The sequence below is a fragment of the Saccharopolyspora rosea genome, from assembly GCF_025643595.1.
GTDB lineage: Bacteria > Actinomycetota > Actinomycetes > Mycobacteriales > Pseudonocardiaceae > Saccharopolyspora > Saccharopolyspora rosea.
Genome location: NZ_CP102826.1, coordinates 1,083,320 through 1,100,639, shown reverse-complemented (window position 1 = coordinate 1,100,639; position 17,320 = coordinate 1,083,320). Strand labels below are relative to the sequence as shown.

Here is a 17,320-nt window from a genome sequence, read left to right as displayed (position 1 = left end):
CCGAACACCCGAGAACGCGCCCCACCACCGGAAAGAGCGACGGGAGAACCAGTGCCGGAGACCCAGGGGTTCCCAGGACTGCTCGATCACTTCGAACAGCGCCTCGGCCCCGTCCAAGAAGTGGAATCCGCGCGGTCGGAGGAGGGAAACCGCGGCTACGACCTGGCTTTCTACCAGGCGGCGGAGCCGCCGATCACCACGGTGGTGACCAACGGGCTGCGCTTCCAACCCGTCACCTCGATGCTCCCCGAAGAGCTCGTCTGCTCGCTGCGGACCGACCAGAAGAACGTCGCGCACTATCTCGTCGACTCCGTCGCCACGCTGATCATCCGGAACCGCCAGGGCATGGAGTACGGGTCGATCTTCGACAACGAGCAGCCGATCATCGCCGAAACCGGCATCACCGCGGTGATCGCGCATACCAGTCCGCTCTTCGACGAGTCCTTCAACCTGTTCCCGAACAGCGAGGCGCCCACCCTGCAGATCCTGTCCCTGGTGCCGATCACCGCGGCCGAGGTCGACTTCGTCCAGAGCGAGGGAGCGGACATGCTCTTCGAGGTCTTCCACCTCAACCGGACGAACATCCTCGACGTCCGACGCCGCTCCGCTGTCTAGGAACCGCCGCGCCGGGCCGGTCACGGCCGCGTCGGTGCTGTTCTGCTGAGATGATCCGCAGCCCGCGTCGTCTCCGGCAGCCGGTAGCGCGGTGCCAACCGCAGCACGAGGTCGCAGGCGGTGTCGAGGGTGAAGCGGTGGCCGACGGAGACGAACACCGGCTTCACGCCGCGTTGGGTGCGCAGCGCGCGGCCGACGACCTCGTCGTCGAGGCGCAGCGGTGTCCACTCGCCGCGCTGCTCCCCCGGCGGGTCGTAGCTGCCCAGGGCCGTCTTGCCGACGCCGATGCTGGGCAGGTCGGTCAGCACGCCGAGGTGGCAGGCCAGGCCGAACCGGCGCGGGTGCGCGAGGCCCTGCCCGTCGCAGACCAGCACGTCCGGCTCCACGGACAACCGCTCCAACGCGGTCAGCAGCGGCGGCGCCTCGCGGAACGCGAAAAGACCCGGGACGTAGGGGAATTCCGCGACACCTCGGACCACGACGCTGTCCACAACGGACAGCGATGCGACGTCGAGCACCGCCACCGCCGCGACGAGTTCGTCCGATCCCCGGTACGCGACGTCGAGGCCGGCGGCGCTGCGCACCTCCGGCGGTTCCGCGAAGCGCACCGACGGCCGCAGCCGTTCCTGCACGGCCTGCGCTTCGTCCACGGTGGACGGCCACTCGTGCGGCTCGCGGATCCGGACCACGACGCCGATCGTAGAGCCGGTTCCGCCGCGGCGGAACCGGCCGGGTGTCACCGCTGGATGGACTTGACCTCGCAGAACTCCTCGACGCCGAAGCGGCCGAACTCCCGGCCGTTGCCGGACTGCTTGTAACCGCCGAACGGCGCGTTCGGGTTGAACCGGCCGCCGTTGACGTCGACCTGCCCGGCGCGCAGCCGGCGGGCCACCGCCAGGGCGCGCTCGTCGGAACCGAACACCGCACCGGCCAGGCCGTACTCGGTGTCGTTGGCGATGCGCACCGCCTCGTCCTCGTCGCGGTAGGGCAGGATCGACAGCACCGGGCCGAAGATCTCCTCCCGCGCGATCGTCATCTCCGGGCTCACCCCGGCGAAGACGGTCGGGCGCACGTAGTACCCGCGCGCCAGCCCGTCCGGCCGTTCCGGACCGCCGGCGGCGAGCGTCGCGCCTTCCTCCACGCCCTTGCGGATGTAGTCGACGACGCGGTCGCGCTGGGTGGCCGACACCATCGGGCCGATCCGGGTGGACTCGTCGGTGGGGTCGCCGACGGTGTACTTCGCGGCCGCCGCGACGGCCAGCTCGACCGCCTCGTCGTAGCGGGACTCGGGGACCAGCATGCGGCTCAGCGCGTTGCAGCTCTGCCCGCCGTTCGGGAAGCACCCGGCCACGCCGAGCTTGACCGCCTTGGTCAGGTCCGCGTCGTCGAGGACGACGTTGGCCGACTTGCCGCCGAGTTCCAACGCGACCCGCTTGACGGTCCGCGCGGCCACTTCGGACACCCGCCGCCCGGCGCGCGTCGAGCCGGTGAACGACACCATGTCCACGTCCGGGTGCGCCGCCAGCGCCTCCCCGACGACCGGCCCGGTGCCGTGGACCAGGTTGAACGCACCGGCCGGAACACCGGCGTCGGCGACGATCTCGGTGAACAGCGACGCCGTCAGCGGCGCGATCTCGCTCGGCTTGAGCACCACGGTGCAGCCGACCGCCAGGGCCGGGACGACCTTGGCGACGATCTGGTGCAGCGGGTAGTTCCACGGCGTGATCGCGGCGACGACCCCGATCGGCTCGCGCACGATCAGCGAGTTCCCGCACTCCTCGGTCCAGGCGAAACCGTCGTCCAGGACGTCCGCGATGCCCGCCGAGGTGGCCACCGGCACGCTCGCGTGCACCTGGGTGGCGAACTTGATCGGCGAGCCCATCTCGGCGGTCACGGTGGCGGCGATCTCGTCCCGGCGCTTGGCGATGCCCTCCGAGATGCGCCGCACCACCGCGATCCGCTCGTCCACCGGCGTGGCCGCCCAGCTCGCGAATGCCGTGCGCGCCGCGGCCACCGCCGCGTCCACGTCGGCCCCGGTCCCCGCCGGCACCGAGTCGATGACCTCCTCGGTGGCGGGGTTGAGCACGTCGATGCGCTCCCCCGCACCGTCGACCCGCGCACCGCCGATGACGTGGCCCATGGATGCCTCCAGACTGCGACAGAACTGACGTCTCACCGAGCCTGTCACAGTCCCGGCTCCCGCGTCAGTAGTCGAACTGCGGCGGCTCGGTCCGGGTGCGCTTGAGCTCGAAGAAGTACGGGTAGCGGGCCAGTGCCAGCGCCCCGTCGAACATCGCGCCCGCTTCCTCGCCCTTGGGGACGCGGGTGATCACCGGGCCGAAGAACGCGACCCCGTCGACGTGGATCGTGGGGGTGCCGACCTCGTCGCCCACCGGGTCCATGCCCGCGTGGTGGCTGGCGCGCAGCTGTTCGTCGTACTCGGTGCTGGTCGCGGCCTCGGCCAACGACGCGGGCAGCCCGACCTCGGCCAGCGAGTCGGCGATGACCCGCTCGAAGTCCTTGTCGTCGCGGTCGTGCAGCCGGGTGCCCATCGCGGTGTAGAGCGGCTCCAGGACGTCCTCACCGTGGTGCTTGGCGGCGGCGATCGCGACCCGCACCGGGCCCCACGCCTTCTCCATCAACTCCAGGTACTCCTCGGGCAGGTCGCGGCCCGCGTTGAGCACGGCCAGGCTCATCACGCGGAAGTGCAGGTCGATGTCGCGGACCTTGGCGACTTCCAGAATCCACCGCGAGGACACCCACGCGAACGGGCAGATGGGGTCGAAGTAGAAATCGACGCGCGGGCGGGCAGGGGCAGTCATCGAACCTCCAGGCTGTGGTCGGGTTGCGGTGGCGCGCGCGGGCGCCTGCCATGGGGTATCAACCCGCTGCGGAGCGGTTCTCTTCCCGCCCCGACACACCGGGGCGCAGGACCCGCCGAGCGGCGGCCGATCGCGCCGACGTGATTTGATGCCTGCGCCCAGGAAACCGGTGCCCGCGGCACCGGTCGAACGATACGACGAGCAACGAGGTGATCCGTGGCCCCGCCGAACCTCACCCGCGAACAGGCCGAGCAGCGTGCGGCGTTGTTGGAGGTCCAGTCCTACGAGGTGGAACTGGACCTGTCCGACGGTGCGGGTGGGCCGGAAGTGGCGAACTTCGGTTCCACCACCGCAGTGCGGTTCCGCAGCAACGAGGTCGGCGCGCAGACCTGGATCGACCTGGTCGCGGCCCGCGTGCACAGCGCCGTGCTCAACGGCGTCGAGCTGGACGTGTCCGACTACGACGAGTCGACCGGCATCCGGCTGCCGGACCTGGCGGCCGACAACGAGCTCGTGGTGCACGCCGACTGCACGTACACCAACACCGGCGAGGGGCTGCACCGCTTCATCGACCCGGTCGACGGCGGCGTCTACCTGTACAGCCAGTTCGAGACGGCGGACGCGAAGCGGATGTTCACCTGCTTCGACCAGCCGGACCTCAAGGCCACCTACCAGATCACGGTGACCGCCCCGCCGGAGTGGAAGGTCATCTCCAACGCCGCGGCCGAGGTGTCCACCACCCCCGAGGGCACCAAGCGGCACGTCTTCGCCACCACGCGTCCGATGTCGACCTACCTGGTCGCGCTGGTCGCCGGTCCGTACGCGGAGTGGCGGGACGTCTTCCCCGGCGAGGACGGGCAGGGCGAGATCCCGCTGGGCATCTACTGCCGGGCGTCGCTGGCCGAGCACCTGGACGCGGAGCGGCTGTTCACCGAGACCAAGCAGGGTTTCAGCTTCTACCACAAGGCTTTCGGCGTCCCGTACCCGTTCGGCAAGTACGACCAGTGCTTCGTGCCGGAGTTCAACGCCGGGGCGATGGAGAACGCCGGCTGCGTGACGTTCCTGGAGGACTACGTCTTCCGCTCGAAGGTCACCGGCTACCTCTACGAGCGGCGCTGCGAGACGGTCCTGCACGAGATGGCGCACATGTGGTTCGGCGACCTGGTCACCATGCGCTGGTGGAACGACCTGTGGCTCAACGAGTCGTTCGCGACCTGGGCCAGCGTGCTGGCGCAGGCCGGCAACACGCAGTACGAGAACGCGTGGACGACCTTCGCCAGCGTGGAGAAGTCGTGGGCGTACCGGCAGGACCAGCTGCCCTCGACGCACCCGGTCGCCGCGGACATCCCCGACCTGCAGGCCGTGGAGGTCAACTTCGACGGCATCACCTACGCCAAGGGCGCCTCGGTGCTCAAGCAGCTGGTCGCCTACGTGGGGCTGGAGAACTTCCTGTCCGGCCTGCGGATCTACTTCGACCGGCACGCCTGGGGCAACGCCACGCTGAACGACCTGCTGGTGGCCCTGGAGGAGGCGTCCGGCCGGGACCTGTCGTGGTGGAGCGCGCAGTGGCTGGAGACCACCGGGCTGAACATGCTGCGGCCGCGCTTCGAGCTGGACGACGAGGGCCGGTTCACGTCGTTCTCCGTGGTGCAGAGCCCGGCCCGGCCGGGCGCCGGTGAACTGCGCACGCACCGGCTGGCGATCGGCGTCTACGACGACGAAGGCGGGCGGCTGGTCCGCAAGCACCGCGTCGAACTGGACGTCTCCGGGGAACGCACCGAGGTCGCCGACCTGGTCGGCCTGCACCGCGGCAAGCTGATCCTCGTCAACGACGACGACCTGACGTACTGCTCGCTGCGCTTCGACCCGGATTCGCTGGCCACGCTGATCGACCGGATCGGCGACCTGGAGGAGTCGCTGCCGCGCGCGCTGTGCTGGTCGACGGCGTGGGAGATGACCCGCGAGGCCGAGCTGAAGGCCCGCGACTTCGTCAGCCTGGTGCTGGGCACCTCCGCCGCGGGCGGCATCGGCGCGGAGAGCGAGATCGGCGTGGTGCAGCGGGTGCTGCTGCAGACCCAGACCGCGCTGGCGTCCTATGTGGACCCGGAGTGGCAGGCGGAGGGTTGGAAGCGGTTCGCCGACCGGATCCTGGAGCTGGCCCGCGCCGCCGAGCCGGGTTCGGACCACCAGCTGGCGTTCGTCAACTCGCTGGCCGGTGCGGTGCTCGGCGAGGAGCACGTGCGCGCGCTGCGCGGGTGGCTGGACGGTTCCGCGCCGCTGGAGGGCCTGACCGTGGACACCGACCTGCGCTGGCAGCTGCTGCAGGCGCTGGTCGCGCACGGTGCGGCCGAGGAGGCGGAGATCGACGCCGAGCTGGCCCGGGACCAGACCGCGACCGGCCGCCGCCGCGCCGAACGGGCCCGGGCGCTGCTGCCGACCGCCGAGCGCAAGGCGGACGCCTGGCAGCGCGCGGTGCACGACGACGAGCTGCCGAACGCGGTCAGCGACGCGATCATCGCCGGTTTCCAGCACCCGGCGCAGCGCGAGCTGCTCGTGCCGTACGTGTCGCGCTACTTCGCCGAGATCGACGAGGTGTGGCAGCGGCGTTCCAGCGAGCGGGCCCAGCCGACGGTGATCGGTCTGTTCCCGTCGTGGGCCGTCTCGCACGACACGGTCGCTGCCGCGGACGCGTGGCTGGCGGGCGAACACGCCCCCGCGCTGCGCCGACTGGTCTCGGAGGGCCGCGCGGGCATCGTGCGCGCGCTGGCGGCCCGCGAGTTCGACCGCTCCTGACGGTCGGCCGAAACGGGTTCGAAGACACGCCCCGGAGCCCGGCACATCACGTCTCGTGTCGTGTCGGGCACGGCGAGTAGTCTGCTCCCGGACCGTCCCGTCCCAGGGGCACCCGGTGGTCCGCCGGGTGCCCCTGGCTCGTCCAGCGGTGGGAGCGCCGATGCCCGAGTTGATCACTGCGATCGCCCAGTTGCTGTGGCCGCTGATCGCGCTGACCGCCGTGTTCGTGTTCCGCCGCGCCATCAGCCGCATCCTCAAGACCGCGGAGCGGCGCGAGCTGGAATTCGAGGTCGGTGGCCAGAAGCTGACCATGCACGAGATCAACGACCAGCAGAACGAGATGATCCAGGACCTGCAACGCCAGCTGAGCACGCTGAGCAAACAGCTGGAGCAGCGCGACCAGGTCCTGCCGGTGCCGTCCGACGGCGCCGCCCACCCCTCGGACGCACCCCCGCTGCCCGTGCCGTCACCACGCCCCTCGGCCCGTCCGGACCTGGGCGAGGACGGGGACGGCGAGGTCGAACTGCCACCGGTCAAGGCGCCGACCGGCCCGGAACCCTTCGCGGTCCTGTGGGTCTCGGAACGGCCCGAGTCGCACGCCCTGCTGTCCGAGCAGCTCCGGGACAACGGCGTGCGCGTGACGATGGTGTCGTCGACCGCCGAGGCGCTGGCGGAGATCTCCGAACGCCCGTACCGGCTGATCGTCGAGGACATGTCCCGCAAGGAGGACGGGCGCTGGCGAGCCGACGCGGGTGTGGCGCTGCTGCGGGAACTCCGCGACCTGGGCGTGGACACCCCGGTCATCGTCTTCAGCGGGCACCGCACCCAGCAGCAGTACGCCGAACAGGCCAAGCTGGCCGGGGCCGTGGCCACCACCTCGTCGGCCTACGAGATGTTCAAGCACTTCCAGAACTTCGGCCTGCTGTGACTCAGCGGGGCTGCCCGGCCGCCTCCAGGACCTCCTCGGCGACGAGCCGGAGCGCGGTCCGGACTTCCTCGTCCGACAGCGGGTCGTCGTCGGTGTCGTCGAAATCGACCTGGACGACCAGGTTCGCCTGCGCGGTGACGAGGCGGACCTCGTTCCCCGAGCGGGAGATCACCGCGTCCCGCCCCAGCACGGCGGTCGTGATCGCGCCGGGAGCACGCTCCCCCGCCCGGACCGACCGCTCCGCGTTGTCCACATCGGGCAGCTCGCGGTCGCCGAGGCTGACCTCCGCGGCGGCGGTCAGCCAACCGCCGTGCGCGGGGTCGGGGTCGGCCGCGCTCCACCGGCACTCCCGCTCGGTGGTGCCGTGCGCGTGGGGCGTGCCGCGCACGTCGCCGCCGTCGAACGCCTGCCGGACGATCTCGCCGCTGACGGCGCGGCACGGGTCCGGCGGCGCCACGTACCCCCGGGACGCCAGGAAGTACGGGAGGAACCGCCCGCCGAGGGCGAGCACCGCGCAGACCGAGAACAGCGCGCAGCCCCACACCAGCAGCTTCCGCGGCAGCTGCCGCCGGGGCCGTTCGTGCGGGCGCGCCCGGACCGTCGCGCACTGGTGCTGCGTCATGGTCCACCCGTCCCCGCGGCCTCGGCGGAGCGGACGAACTGCGCCAGCCGGTGCAGGCGGCCGTACGTCGTGTGCAGCGTGATCGTGATCGGCACGAGCGCGAGCAGCCCGGCACCTCCCCACATCTCCGCGAACCGGACGTGCAGCACGCCGTACAGCACCGCCGCGACGACCACCACCAGGCCGACGGCGCCGAGAACCGTCCCGAGCAACCACCCGGCGATCCGAGATTTCCGCACCACGTCGGGGGTTTCGATGATCGTGTCGCGCACGATGCGGGCGCGGGCACCGATCGTCAGCACGCCCGTCCCGGCGAGCGCCGGCGCCGAGACCGCTCCGGCGACCACCAGCGGAACCACGGCGACACCGCCCTGGAGCAGGACAGGCACCCCGACGCCCAGGCAGATGCCGACGGACGCGACCGCCAGGAACAGGACCGCCGCAGCCGAGAGCCCGAGCATCGTGCGGAGGTTGCGTCCCTGCCCGGCGGGCAGCACCGCGATCCGCGGACCGCTCGCCGCTGCCGGTTGGTAGGTCGTCAATGTCGGTCGCCTTCCGTCATCGCGGTCGGGAGGACGCGCGGACCCGCCGGGAACGGGACGGGACGGACCGATCGGGCGCCCTCCCGCGGAACAACACGGGCCCCGGCACGGGTGGTGCCGGAGCCCGGGGAGTGTCGCCGACCGGTCAGTGGTGGGCGACGTGCGACTGGGTGCGGCGGGCGCCCGCCGCGTCGGAGAGCATGCGCAGACCGCTGATCAGCCCCTCGACGAGGTCGCCTTCCTTGAAGGACGCGGCCATGCTCATCGCCGCGAGCTGGCAGCTGCGGTCCTGGATGCGGCGGTGCGCTTCCTCGCCGGTGACGATCTCGAACTTGCGCTGTCCGGGAGCCACCGCGAGCAGCACGCCCTCCGAGACGCGCGGCCCGAGGTTGGCGTGCAGTTCCTCGGCCTGCTTGCGGCTGTCCTCGCCGAGTTCGCCCAGGTAGATCGCGAACTCCAGACCGGTGCTGCGGCTCGCGAGGTTCAGCGCCTCGTCGATGCGGGCCAGCTGGCTCGGGCTGAACGGCAGGCGGGGCCGCTCCGGCTCGACGCGCCGAGCGATCGAGAGCCGACCGGTCGGCATCATCGCTTCGCCGGCGGCCAGCTGCTCGTCCGTGGCGGACCTTCCTGCGACCTCACCAGTTGCCACGAGCGCCTCCCCGAGCGGTGCTGGGCTGGGCCTGCTGCGCCGCAGCCTCGGATTCCAGGTCTGCCGGCACGGCGGTGTTCACGCTCTCCGGGTCGCTCACCCAGAGCACCGGCGCGAAGTCCCAATCCTGTCCGGCGCGGTAGCGGGGGCGGGAGAACCTGGGCCACAGCGCGATGAGCACGATCAGGAAGTAGATGGCCGCAGGGATCACCGCCAGCACGAGCACAGTCTCCACGACAGTCACGCCCGTACGGTAGCCGATGAGTTCGCCGCTGTGCGCCGCGACCTGGGACGGTTCCCGACCGCCCGGCCCGGCGGGACCGAGCGCCGCCCGGACAACCGGACGTATGCGGCGCCGCTGATCTTGTTTTCGCTGCTGAACCGGCAAATCCGGCAGTCGCAGAACTACGGTCCGTTACTAGTCAAGCGTGTTGTACATCACCTAAAGTAACTCGATCAGAGTAATGATCGAGACCGAATGGAGTCCAACCAGAAGATTGCAATGCGCGGCGAGTTGGCGGCTTGTTCCTGGGGTTTTCCGATCATAGTTTCACCCGTATAGGTCTTGAATATTTGATCAAACGCGTTCAACGCGTGTTTTGACTGCGGGAGGCACATGATGTCGATCTTCGGAACCGCCACTCAGAGCAACGCTGTCACCCGTCCGATGAGCGACCTGCCACTGGCCGAACACGGTGTGCGCATCAGCGGCATCGAGCGCGGGGTCCGCATCAGCGGCGAGCACCGCGGCGTGCGCATCAGCGGTCAGGAACGGGGCGTCCGGATCAGCGGTCGGCACGCGGTGGCCCACCGCGGGGTGCGCATCAGCGGGGAGAGCCGGGGCGTGCGCATCAGCAATGGTGTTCGGATCAGCAACGGTGTTCGGATCAGCCGCGGCGTCCGGATCAGCGGCCAGGACCGGGGTGTCCGGATCAGTGGCGTTGAGCGCGGCGTCCGGATCAGCGGTGTCGAGCGGGGCGTGCGCATCAGCGGAGTCGAGCGCGGAGTCCGGATCAGCGGGCAGAACCGGGGCGTGCGCATCAGCGGCGAGCACCGGGGCGTGCGGATCAGCCAGCGCCGGGGTGTGCGCATCAGCGGCGGTGTCCGGATCAGCAGCGCCCGGCGCGGTGTCCGGATCAGCGGTCGGGAGCGCGGCGTGCGGATCAGCTCGTGACGCCGACGGCGCGGGGCAGCGGACGCCGCACCGGTCCCGACCGGTGGTCCGCGCGGTCAGGCCGCCGGTTCACCGAGGTACGGCAACCAGAGCGGGTCGGCGTCGGAGAGTCCGGCGAGCAACCGCCAGTGCCTGCCGCGCGGCGCGCGCGGCGCGACCGGGAGGCGCCAGCCCAGCTCGCTCAGCGTCCGGTCCGCCTTGCGGTGGTTGCACTTGGTGCAGCAGGCGACGCAGTTCTCCCACGAGTGCGGCCCGCCGCGACTGCGCGGAACGACATGATCTATCGTTTCGGCCCGGGCGCCGCAGTAGACGCAGCGGTGGTTGTCGCGCAGCATCAGCGCGGCGCGGGTCAGCGGAACCCGTCCCCGGTAGGGCACGCGCACGAAGTTGCTCAGCCGGATCACGGACGGCACCTGCAGGCTCGCGCTCGCCGAGTGCAGCACCATCCCCGCCGAGTCGCCGTGCACGACCTCCGCCTTGCCGCAGACGACGAGGACGATCGCGCGGCGGAGCGGGACCGCGGTGAGCGGTTCGAAGGTGGTGTTGAGCAGCAGGACCCGGCGTTTTCGCCAGGACGGCGGGTGCCCGGGTGGCCGATCGGCACCGGTCCACGGGCACGGCGGGGTCCGCGACGCTGACCCCTGGGCGGTACCCCGCAGCGCCGGTTGTCGGGTCGGTTGTCGGTCGGGCACGCGACCACCTCCACCGGTTTTCGGGCACAAGTCGACCACACAACCCCGTCCGAACGCACGTGTGATTCGCCACGCACGCGCCGGGACGCGCACCTCGCACGTCCCGTCCCATTGTCGGCGCCGCGAGCCGGCGGCGAAGTTGATCATTCCGGGTGAATCCCACTCGTTCCGGCGACCACTCATCGCGACCGCGGTCCCGGTGGCAACGGGTGCACGTATCGTCGGCTGATGTGACCGATCTGCACGCAGCGCAGCCCAGCTATCCGCGCGCTGAGCGCGCGGACGTCGTCGACGAACTCCACGGGCACCGGGTGCCCGACCCCTACCGGTGGTTGGAGGATCCGTCCGACCCGCGCACCGAGGCGTGGTCGGCCGCCCAGGACGAACTCGCCCGCGCCTGGCTCGACGCGCTGCCCGGCCGCGAGGCGTTCGCCGAGCGCATGCGGTCGCTGCTGGCCGCCGGCTCGGTGTCGGTGCCGGTGTGGCGGGCGGGTCGCGCGTTCTTCACGCGCCGCGACCCGGGCAAGGAGTTCCCGGTGCTGTTCGTGCGCGAGCCGGACGGGACCGAGCGGGTGCTGCTGGACGTCACCGAACTCGACCCGTCCGGGCTGACCACGCTGGACAGCTGGACCCCGAGCCCGGAGGGCGACCGGCTGGCCTACCAGCTCTCCGTCGGCGGCGACGAGGAGTCGCGGCTGTACGTGCTCGACGTGGGCACCGGGGACCGCGTCGAGGGACCCATCTCGCGCTGCCGCTACTCGCCGATCGCCTGGCTGCCGGGTGGCCAGGAGTACTTCTACGTGCGGCGACTGCCCGCGGAGGAGGTGCCGGACGGCGAGGAGCTGTTCCACCGCCGGGTGTGGCGGCACCGCGTCGGCACCGATCCGGACGCCGAGGACGTGCTGGTGCTCGGCGAGGGCCTGGACCGCACCTTCTACTACCGCCCGACGGTGTCCCACGACGGCCGGTGGCTGGTCGTCACCGGGAGCCCGGGGACGGCGCGGCGCGACTCCCTGTGGATCGCCGATCTCGCCGCGAGCGGCGAGGTGCCCGAGCTGCGGCGGATCGTGGACACCGACGACGGCTACCGGGTCGGCGCGGAGGTCGAGCGCGACGGTCGGCTCTACCTGCTGACCACCCTGGACGCGCCCCGGTGGCGGCTGTGCGTCGCCGACCCCGAGCGGCCGGAGCGGTGGACCGAGCTGCTCGGCGAGGAGCCCGACTCGGTGCTGGAGGGCGTGCAGCTGCTGGACTCCGGGGACGGCGCCGTCGAGCTCGTCGCGCTGCGCACCCGGCACGCCGTGTCCGAGCTGACCCGGCACGACGCGAACACCGGCGAACTCCTCGGCACCGTGCCGCTGCCCGGGACCGGCCAGGTCACCTCGCTGACCACCGTCGACGTGCACACCGACCACGACCGGGACCGGCTGTGGATCGGCTGGACCGACTTCGCCACCCCGCCGTGCGTGCACGTCCACTCCCGCACCGACGGGCGCACCCGCCTGGAGCAGCGCGCCCCCGGGACCGTCGACGTCCCCGACGTGCACACCCAGCAGGTCACCTACACCTCGGCGGACGGCACCGAGGTGCGGATGTTCCTGCTCAGCACCACTGGCGAACCGGACCGCGCGCGCCCGCTGCTGATGACCGGCTACGGCGGGTTCTCGCTGTCCCGCGAGCCCGGCTACGCGCCCAGCGCGCTCGCCTGGGTCGCAGCGGGCGGCGTGTGGGCGCTGCCGTCGCTGCGGGGCGGTGGTGAGGAAGGCGAGCAGTGGCACACCGCGGGGATGCGGGAGCACAAGCAGAACACCTTCGACGACTTCCACGCCGCCGCCCAACACCTGGTCGACCGGGGCTGGACCACCCCGGACCAGCTGGCGATCACCGGCGGTTCCAACGGCGGGCTGCTCGTCGGCGCGGCGCTGACGCAGCGCCCCGAGCTGTACCGGGCGGTGGTGTGCTCCGCACCGCTGCTGGACATGGTCCGCTACGAGCGGTTCCTGCTCGGGCGCACCTGGAACGACGAGTACGGCACCGCCGACGATCCCGAGGAACTCGGCTGGCTGCTGTCCTACTCGCCGTACCACAACGTGGCCGAGCAGACCGACTACCCGTCGGTGCTGTTCACCGTGTTCGAGTCGGACACCCGGGTGGATCCCAACCACGCCCGCAAGATGTGCGCGGCGCTGCAGCACGCCACCAGCTCCGATCCGGCCAAGCGACCGGTGCTGCTGCGCAGGGAGACCGAGGTGGGACACGCCGCCCGCTCCGTGTCCCGTACCGTGGGCTTGGCGACAGACCAGCTGGCTTTCCTTGCGGAGGCAACGGGACTCGTCTTGGATTGACCGCTGGTCGATACCGGGTGCACCCGGGACTCGTGGACGGCGGGGCGTTCACGATCCCCGGAACACGGGCACCCGGCTTCGCCTTCCCCCGAACCAAAGCACGGAGAACCCCCGACCCATGACCCTGCCGCTGCTGACCGAACCCTCGTGCGTCAACGACGACGGCAGCTGGTGCCAGCTCGTCTACGGCTGGACCGGCAACCAGTGGCTCGCGCAGTACTCGGAACTGCTCGTGGCCAAACCCCTCTACATCGTGCTCATCTTCATCGCGGCGTTCCTGCTGCGGTACCTCGTGCACCGCACGATCAACCGCCTGACGCGCGGCAACGGCACCACCCCGAAGCTGTTGCGGCCGTTGAAGGAACGTCGTGGCGAAATGGCCTCCGACCTGCTCTCGGAGCGCCGCCTGCAACGCGCCCGCACCATCGGCTCGGTGCTGAAGTCGCTGGCCTCCTTCCTCATCTTCGGGCTGGCCGTGATCTACGTGCTGCAGGTGCTCAACGTGCAGATCGCACCGGTGCTGGCCTCTGCCGGAGTGCTCGGTGTGGCGGTCGCCTTCGGCGCCCAGAACCTCGTGCGGGACTTCCTGTCCGGCATGTTCATGCTGGTCGAGGACCAGTACGGGGTCGGTGACGTGGTCGACCTCGGCGAGGCCAGCGGCACCGTCGAGTCCGTCGGCCTGCGGGTCACCACGCTGCGCGACATCAACGGCACCGTCTGGTACGTGCGCAACGGCGAGATCCTGCGCGTCGGCAACTCCAGCCAGGGCTTCGCCGTGGCCGTCGTGGACTTCCCCATCTCGCACACCAGTGACGTCGAGAAGGCCATCGAGGTCGCCGGGAAGGTGGCCACCGAGGCCGCCGGGCGGGAACCGCTGTCCACCGACGTCCTGGAGCCGCCGGAGATGCTGGGCATCAACCAGATCACCGCGGACACCATCACGCTGCGGCTGACCACCAAGGTCCGCCCGGGCCGCCAGTGGGCGGTGCAGCGCCGCCTGCGCGCGGAGATCAAGCGCGCCTACGACGACGAGGCCATCTCCCCGCCGTACCCGAACGGCAGGCCGAGCTGGCCGAGCAGCCCCGCGCAGCCCTGAGGGGCTTCCCGCGCCGAACCTGCTCCGGGACGGATCTTGAAAACTGCTCTGAGAGTATGGAGGCGTGACTTCCGTGGAGACCTTCTACGAGCAGGTCGGTGGCGAGGAGACGTTCCACCGCATCGTGGCCCGGTTCTACGAAGAGGTGGCCAAGGACGAGCTGCTCCGCCCCCTGTACCCGGAGGAGGACCTGGGCCCGGCGGAGGAGCGCCTCCGGCTGTTCCTGATGCAGTACTGGGGCGGCCCGCACACGTACTCCGACCGGCGCGGGCACCCCAGGCTGCGGATGCGGCACGCCCCGTTCAAGATCGGCCCCGCCGAGCGGGACGCGTGGCTGCGGTGCATGCGCATCGCCGTCGACAAGGCGCAGCTCGACGCCGAGCACCGCGACCAGCTCTGGCAGTACCTGGAGATGGCCGCGCAGAGCATGGTGAACTCGTGGTTCTGAACGAGCGGGTGACCTGCTGATGCGGCGCGCTGGTACCCGGCCGGACAGCACCGACCGGGCGTGGTGGTGGGACGCGGTCTGCTACCGCGTCGACGTGCGCTCGTTCGCCGACGCCGACGGCGACGGCGTGGGCGACCTGGACGGCCTGCGCGGTCGCCTGGGCTACCTGGAACTGCTGGGCGTCGACGCCGTCGTGCTCGCCGGTGCGGCCGGCACCGACCCGGCGTCGGAGGCGGTGTCCGCGCTGCTCGACGAAGCTCGCGACGTCGGGATGCGCGTGATGCTCGCCGCCGACGTGGATCCGGCGCGCACCGACCCGTCGGCGGTGCTCGCGCCGTGGCTGGAACGCGGCGTGGACGGATTCCACCTGGCCCCGCGGGAAGATCCGGCGGGTGCGATCCGCGCCGCCGCCGACGACGCGGCGCTGATCGGCACCGGTTCGGGCGAGTGGGACCTGGAGTTCAACCTCGACCTGGCCGTCGCCGGGTTCGACGCCGCGCCGATCCGCGAGGCGATCACGAAGGTGCTCGCCGCGGGCACCCGCCCGGCGTGGGCCATGGCGAGCACCGACACCGAGCGCAGCCGCGACGAGGCGGCGCTGACCCCGGTCCGCGCGATGGCCCTGGTGCAGCTCGCACTGCCCGGAGCGGCGTGCCTGCGGCACGGCGAGGAGCTGGGACTGCCCGGCACGCAGCGGATCCCCATGCCGTGGGAGGGCGCCGAGCCGCCGTTCGGCTTCTCCGCCGCCGAGGGCGACTGGTCGTCGATCCCCGCCGACTGGGCCTCGTTCACCGTGGAGACGCAGCTGGAGGACCCGGACTCGACGCTGTCGCTGTACCGGCACGCGCTGGAGGCCCGCGGAACCCACCCGTCGTTCAGCGGGGACGGCGTCGAGTGGTTCGGCGCACCGGAAGGCTGCTTCGCGTTCCGCCGCGTCGGCCGCGGCGTCACCTGCGCGCTGAACACCTCGGCCGAGGCCGTCCCGCTGCCTCCTGGGGAGGTCGTGCTGTCCAGCCGTCCGCTGGACGACGGGCGGCTGCCGCCGGGCACTGCCGCCTGGCTGGTGTGACCCGCGCCTCGCGAAACCGACCTTCCACGCCGACGCCGCTGCCGTGGAAGGTAGATTTCGCCGTTATCGCCCCCGATTCCCGACTGGACGCCATGACGACCTGCCCGAACGCACTGCCCGCCCGCGAAGGGCACCGGACCCGGTGACCGACTTCGTGGACGCCGCTCCCGGCACCACCGGGCCGGGTCGCGGGCCGGAAGCTCCGGGCAGGCGGCGGGGGCGGCTGGTCGGTGTCGACATCGCGCGGTTCGTCGCGGTGTTCGGCATGTTCAACATCCACTTCGGGGTGCCGTTCGTCGACGGCGACCCGGAGGTGTGGATCGCCCAGTTCTCCAGCGGCCGCTCCACCGCCCTGTTCACGCTGCTGGCCGGCGTGTCGCTGGCGATGCTGTCCGGGCGGCAGGAGCCGCCGTCCGGGGCCGGGCTGCGCGAGGCCCGCGTCCGCATCGCGGTGCGGGCGGTGCTGCTGCTGGTCATCGGCATCGCACTGGCCAAGGCCACCAGCGCCACCGGCTTCCTGCTGACCGTGATCATCCCGTTCTACGGGATGTACTTCCTGCTCACGCTGCCGTTCGTCGGCCTGCGCACCCGCGGCCTGGCCATCGCGGCGGTGGCCGCGGCGGCGATCGGACCGCAGCTGTCGTTCGTGCTGCGCACCTGGATCGCCCAGGGCACGCCGCTGACCGCGGTCGTCGACGCGGTCAACGCGGTCGACCCCGGCCACCTGATCTCCGACGACGGCATGTTCGACCTGCTGCTGCTCGACTTCTACCCGGCCGCGTCGTACCTCGCGCTGGTGCTGGCCGGGATGGCCGTGGGCAGGCTGGACCTGCGCTCCTCGCGGGTGCGGTGGTGGCTCGGCGGGATCGGGCTGGTCGTGTCGGTGGCCGCCTACCAGGTGTCGGACTGGCTGGTGGCGACCGTCGGCGGCCTGCCCGACGTCACGATCGAGGGCACCGTGCCGGTCGAGCACCCCGGCTGGCTGCTTGCCGCCACCGCGCACAGCGGCACCACGTTCGAACTGCTCGGCTCCGGCGGGATCGCGCTGGTGATCCTCGCGGTGTGCCTGGCACTGGCCGACTGCGCCGGGCGATTCCTCAAGCCACTCGCGGCGGCCGGGTCCATGGCGCTGACGCTGTACGCGCTGCACGCGGTCGCGATGGCCTGGGTCATCGTCGTCGGCGGCTACTCGCTGAGCGGGGTCCCGGAGCCGCTGGCTGAGCTGTCGACCATGGGACCCGACCTGCCCGACCTGCCGGGCATGCCGGCGTTCCCGCGTGACGGGCACGTGCCCGAGGGCGTGGTGGCGTTCGTCTGCACCTTCATGCCCGAGCTCTTCCTGGTCTTCGCCGTGGTGTTCCCGGTGGTCTGGCGGCGGGTGTTCCGCCGGGGCCCGCTGGAGGCGGCGGTCAGCGAGTCGGTCCGCTGGCTCTCCGGCCACCTCTCCCGCCGCTCCTGACCGGGGCTCCCCCGCGTCCCGAACTTTCGCCCCTGCCCGAGTGGGGTCATCCTGGGGGCGCGTGCA

Annotated in this window: 17 protein-coding genes and 1 pseudogene; 10 read left to right on the top strand and 8 right to left on the bottom strand. The window is 71.5% G+C overall.

Annotated features, from left to right (window positions below):
• Nucleotides 1-51: 51 nt before the first annotated feature.
• Nucleotides 52-615, top strand: a complete 564-nt coding sequence (locus tag NV263_RS05400) for a suppressor of fused domain protein (protein WP_263251446.1) — start codon at nucleotides 52-54, stop codon at nucleotides 613-615.
• A gap of 20 nt (nucleotides 616-635) precedes the next feature.
• Here the strand turns inward: NV263_RS05400 and NV263_RS05395 are convergent, their stop codons facing one another.
• From NV263_RS05395 to NV263_RS05385, 3 genes are all read right to left on the bottom strand, one after another.
• Nucleotides 636-1,304: an endonuclease V gene (locus NV263_RS05395; RefSeq protein WP_263251445.1), complete on the bottom strand. Its 669-nt coding sequence runs from the start codon at nucleotides 1,302-1,304 to the stop codon at nucleotides 636-638.
• A gap of 47 nt (nucleotides 1,305-1,351) precedes the next feature.
• Nucleotides 1,352-2,755, bottom strand: a complete 1,404-nt coding sequence (locus tag NV263_RS05390; protein WP_263251444.1) for an aldehyde dehydrogenase family protein — start codon at nucleotides 2,753-2,755, stop codon at nucleotides 1,352-1,354.
• A gap of 64 nt (nucleotides 2,756-2,819) precedes the next feature.
• The gene (locus tag NV263_RS05385; protein ID WP_263251443.1) at nucleotides 2,820-3,437 is read right to left on the bottom strand and encodes a mycothiol-dependent nitroreductase Rv2466c family protein; all 618 of its coding nucleotides are present in this window, start codon (nucleotides 3,435-3,437) and stop codon (nucleotides 2,820-2,822) included.
• A 216-nt stretch (nucleotides 3,438-3,653) separates the two neighbouring features.
• Between NV263_RS05385 and pepN the strand changes: the two genes are divergently transcribed.
• Nucleotides 3,654-6,230 carry an aminopeptidase N gene (gene pepN / locus NV263_RS05380; RefSeq protein ID WP_263251442.1) on the top strand — a complete coding sequence of 859 codons (2,577 nt, stop codon included), beginning with the start codon at nucleotides 3,654-3,656 and terminating at the stop codon, nucleotides 6,228-6,230.
• 160 nt (nucleotides 6,231-6,390) lie between these two features.
• On the top strand, nucleotides 6,391-7,158 hold the full coding sequence (locus NV263_RS05375; RefSeq protein WP_263251441.1) for a response regulator: 768 nt from the start codon (nucleotides 6,391-6,393) through the stop codon (nucleotides 7,156-7,158).
• A gap of 1 nt (nucleotide 7,159) precedes the next feature.
• Here the strand turns inward: NV263_RS05375 and NV263_RS05370 are convergent, their stop codons facing one another.
• The 4 genes from NV263_RS05370 to ctaJ all read right to left on the bottom strand — a co-directional run bounded on the left by NV263_RS05370 (nucleotide 7,160) and on the right by ctaJ (nucleotide 9,215).
• A complete protein-coding gene (locus tag NV263_RS05370; RefSeq protein WP_263251440.1) occupies nucleotides 7,160-7,780 on the bottom strand; it encodes a hypothetical protein in 621 nt (206 codons plus the stop codon).
• On the bottom strand, nucleotides 7,777-8,322 hold the full coding sequence (locus tag NV263_RS05365; protein ID WP_263251439.1) for a hypothetical protein: 546 nt from the start codon (nucleotides 8,320-8,322) through the stop codon (nucleotides 7,777-7,779). Before NV263_RS05365 ends, NV263_RS05370 begins: the two co-directional genes overlap by 4 nt.
• A gap of 145 nt (nucleotides 8,323-8,467) precedes the next feature.
• Nucleotides 8,468-8,971, bottom strand: a complete 504-nt coding sequence (locus tag NV263_RS05360) for a DUF5130 domain-containing protein (protein ID WP_263251438.1) — start codon at nucleotides 8,969-8,971, stop codon at nucleotides 8,468-8,470.
• On the bottom strand, nucleotides 8,958-9,215 hold the full coding sequence (ctaJ, locus tag NV263_RS05355) for an aa3-type cytochrome oxidase subunit CtaJ (RefSeq protein WP_263251437.1): 258 nt from the start codon (nucleotides 9,213-9,215) through the stop codon (nucleotides 8,958-8,960). Before ctaJ ends, NV263_RS05360 begins: the two co-directional genes overlap by 14 nt.
• 423 nt (nucleotides 9,216-9,638) lie before the next feature.
• Between ctaJ and NV263_RS05350 the strand changes: the two genes are divergently transcribed.
• A complete protein-coding gene (locus tag NV263_RS05350; RefSeq protein ID WP_263251436.1) occupies nucleotides 9,639-10,145 on the top strand; it encodes a hypothetical protein in 507 nt (168 codons plus the stop codon).
• A 56-nt stretch (nucleotides 10,146-10,201) separates the two neighbouring features.
• Here the strand turns inward: NV263_RS05350 and NV263_RS05345 are convergent, their stop codons facing one another.
• Nucleotides 10,202-10,837 carry an HNH endonuclease gene (locus tag NV263_RS05345; protein WP_263251435.1) on the bottom strand — a complete coding sequence of 212 codons (636 nt, stop codon included), beginning with the start codon at nucleotides 10,835-10,837 and terminating at the stop codon, nucleotides 10,202-10,204.
• A 230-nt stretch (nucleotides 10,838-11,067) separates the two neighbouring features.
• Between NV263_RS05345 and NV263_RS05340 the strand changes: the two genes are divergently transcribed.
• The 6 genes and pseudogenes from NV263_RS05340 to NV263_RS05315 all read left to right on the top strand — a co-directional run bounded on the left by NV263_RS05340 (nucleotide 11,068) and on the right by NV263_RS05315 (nucleotide 17,254).
• Nucleotides 11,068-13,182, top strand: a complete 2,115-nt coding sequence (locus NV263_RS05340; RefSeq protein ID WP_263251434.1) for a prolyl oligopeptidase family serine peptidase — start codon at nucleotides 11,068-11,070, stop codon at nucleotides 13,180-13,182.
• A 118-nt stretch (nucleotides 13,183-13,300) separates the two neighbouring features.
• Nucleotides 13,301-14,278, top strand: a complete 978-nt coding sequence (locus NV263_RS05335; protein ID WP_263251433.1) for a mechanosensitive ion channel family protein — start codon at nucleotides 13,301-13,303, stop codon at nucleotides 14,276-14,278.
• 64 nt (nucleotides 14,279-14,342) lie between these two features.
• Nucleotides 14,343-14,726 carry a globin gene (locus NV263_RS05330; protein ID WP_317630398.1) on the top strand — a complete coding sequence of 128 codons (384 nt, stop codon included), beginning with the start codon at nucleotides 14,343-14,345 and terminating at the stop codon, nucleotides 14,724-14,726.
• Nucleotides 14,727-14,745: 19 nt separating this feature from the next.
• Nucleotides 14,746-14,925, top strand: a pseudogene (locus NV263_RS30790) (alpha-amylase family glycosyl hydrolase); the annotation flags it as partial.
• 72 nt (nucleotides 14,926-14,997) lie between these two features.
• Nucleotides 14,998-15,795: a DUF3459 domain-containing protein gene (locus tag NV263_RS30570; protein ID WP_317630431.1), complete on the top strand. Its 798-nt coding sequence runs from the start codon at nucleotides 14,998-15,000 to the stop codon at nucleotides 15,793-15,795.
• A gap of 142 nt (nucleotides 15,796-15,937) precedes the next feature.
• Entirely contained in the window at nucleotides 15,938-17,254 is a 1,317-nt protein-coding gene (locus NV263_RS05315; RefSeq protein ID WP_263251432.1) for a heparan-alpha-glucosaminide N-acetyltransferase domain-containing protein, read from the top strand.
• Nucleotides 17,255-17,320: the final 66 nt, after the last annotated feature.

What these genes read in the sequence shown, in the direction of transcription:
- NV263_RS05390 (WP_263251444.1), bottom strand. Translation starts at nt 2,755, where the DNA reads ATGGGCCACGTCATCGGCGGTGCGCGGGTCGACGGTGCGGGGGAGCGC.
- NV263_RS05385 (WP_263251443.1), bottom strand. Translation starts at nt 3,437, where the DNA reads ATGACTGCCCCTGCCCGCCCGCGCGTCGATTTCTACTTCGACCCCATC.
- NV263_RS05375 (WP_263251441.1), top strand. Translation starts at nt 6,391, where the DNA reads ATGCCCGAGTTGATCACTGCGATCGCCCAGTTGCTGTGGCCGCTGATC.
- NV263_RS05370 (WP_263251440.1), bottom strand. Translation starts at nt 7,780, where the DNA reads ATGACGCAGCACCAGTGCGCGACGGTCCGGGCGCGCCCGCACGAACGG.
- NV263_RS05350 (WP_263251436.1), top strand. Translation starts at nt 9,639, where the DNA reads ATGAGCGACCTGCCACTGGCCGAACACGGTGTGCGCATCAGCGGCATC.
- NV263_RS05335 (WP_263251433.1), top strand. Translation starts at nt 13,301, where the DNA reads ATGACCCTGCCGCTGCTGACCGAACCCTCGTGCGTCAACGACGACGGC.
- NV263_RS30570 (WP_317630431.1), top strand. Translation starts at nt 14,998, where the DNA reads ATGCGCGTGATGCTCGCCGCCGACGTGGATCCGGCGCGCACCGACCCG.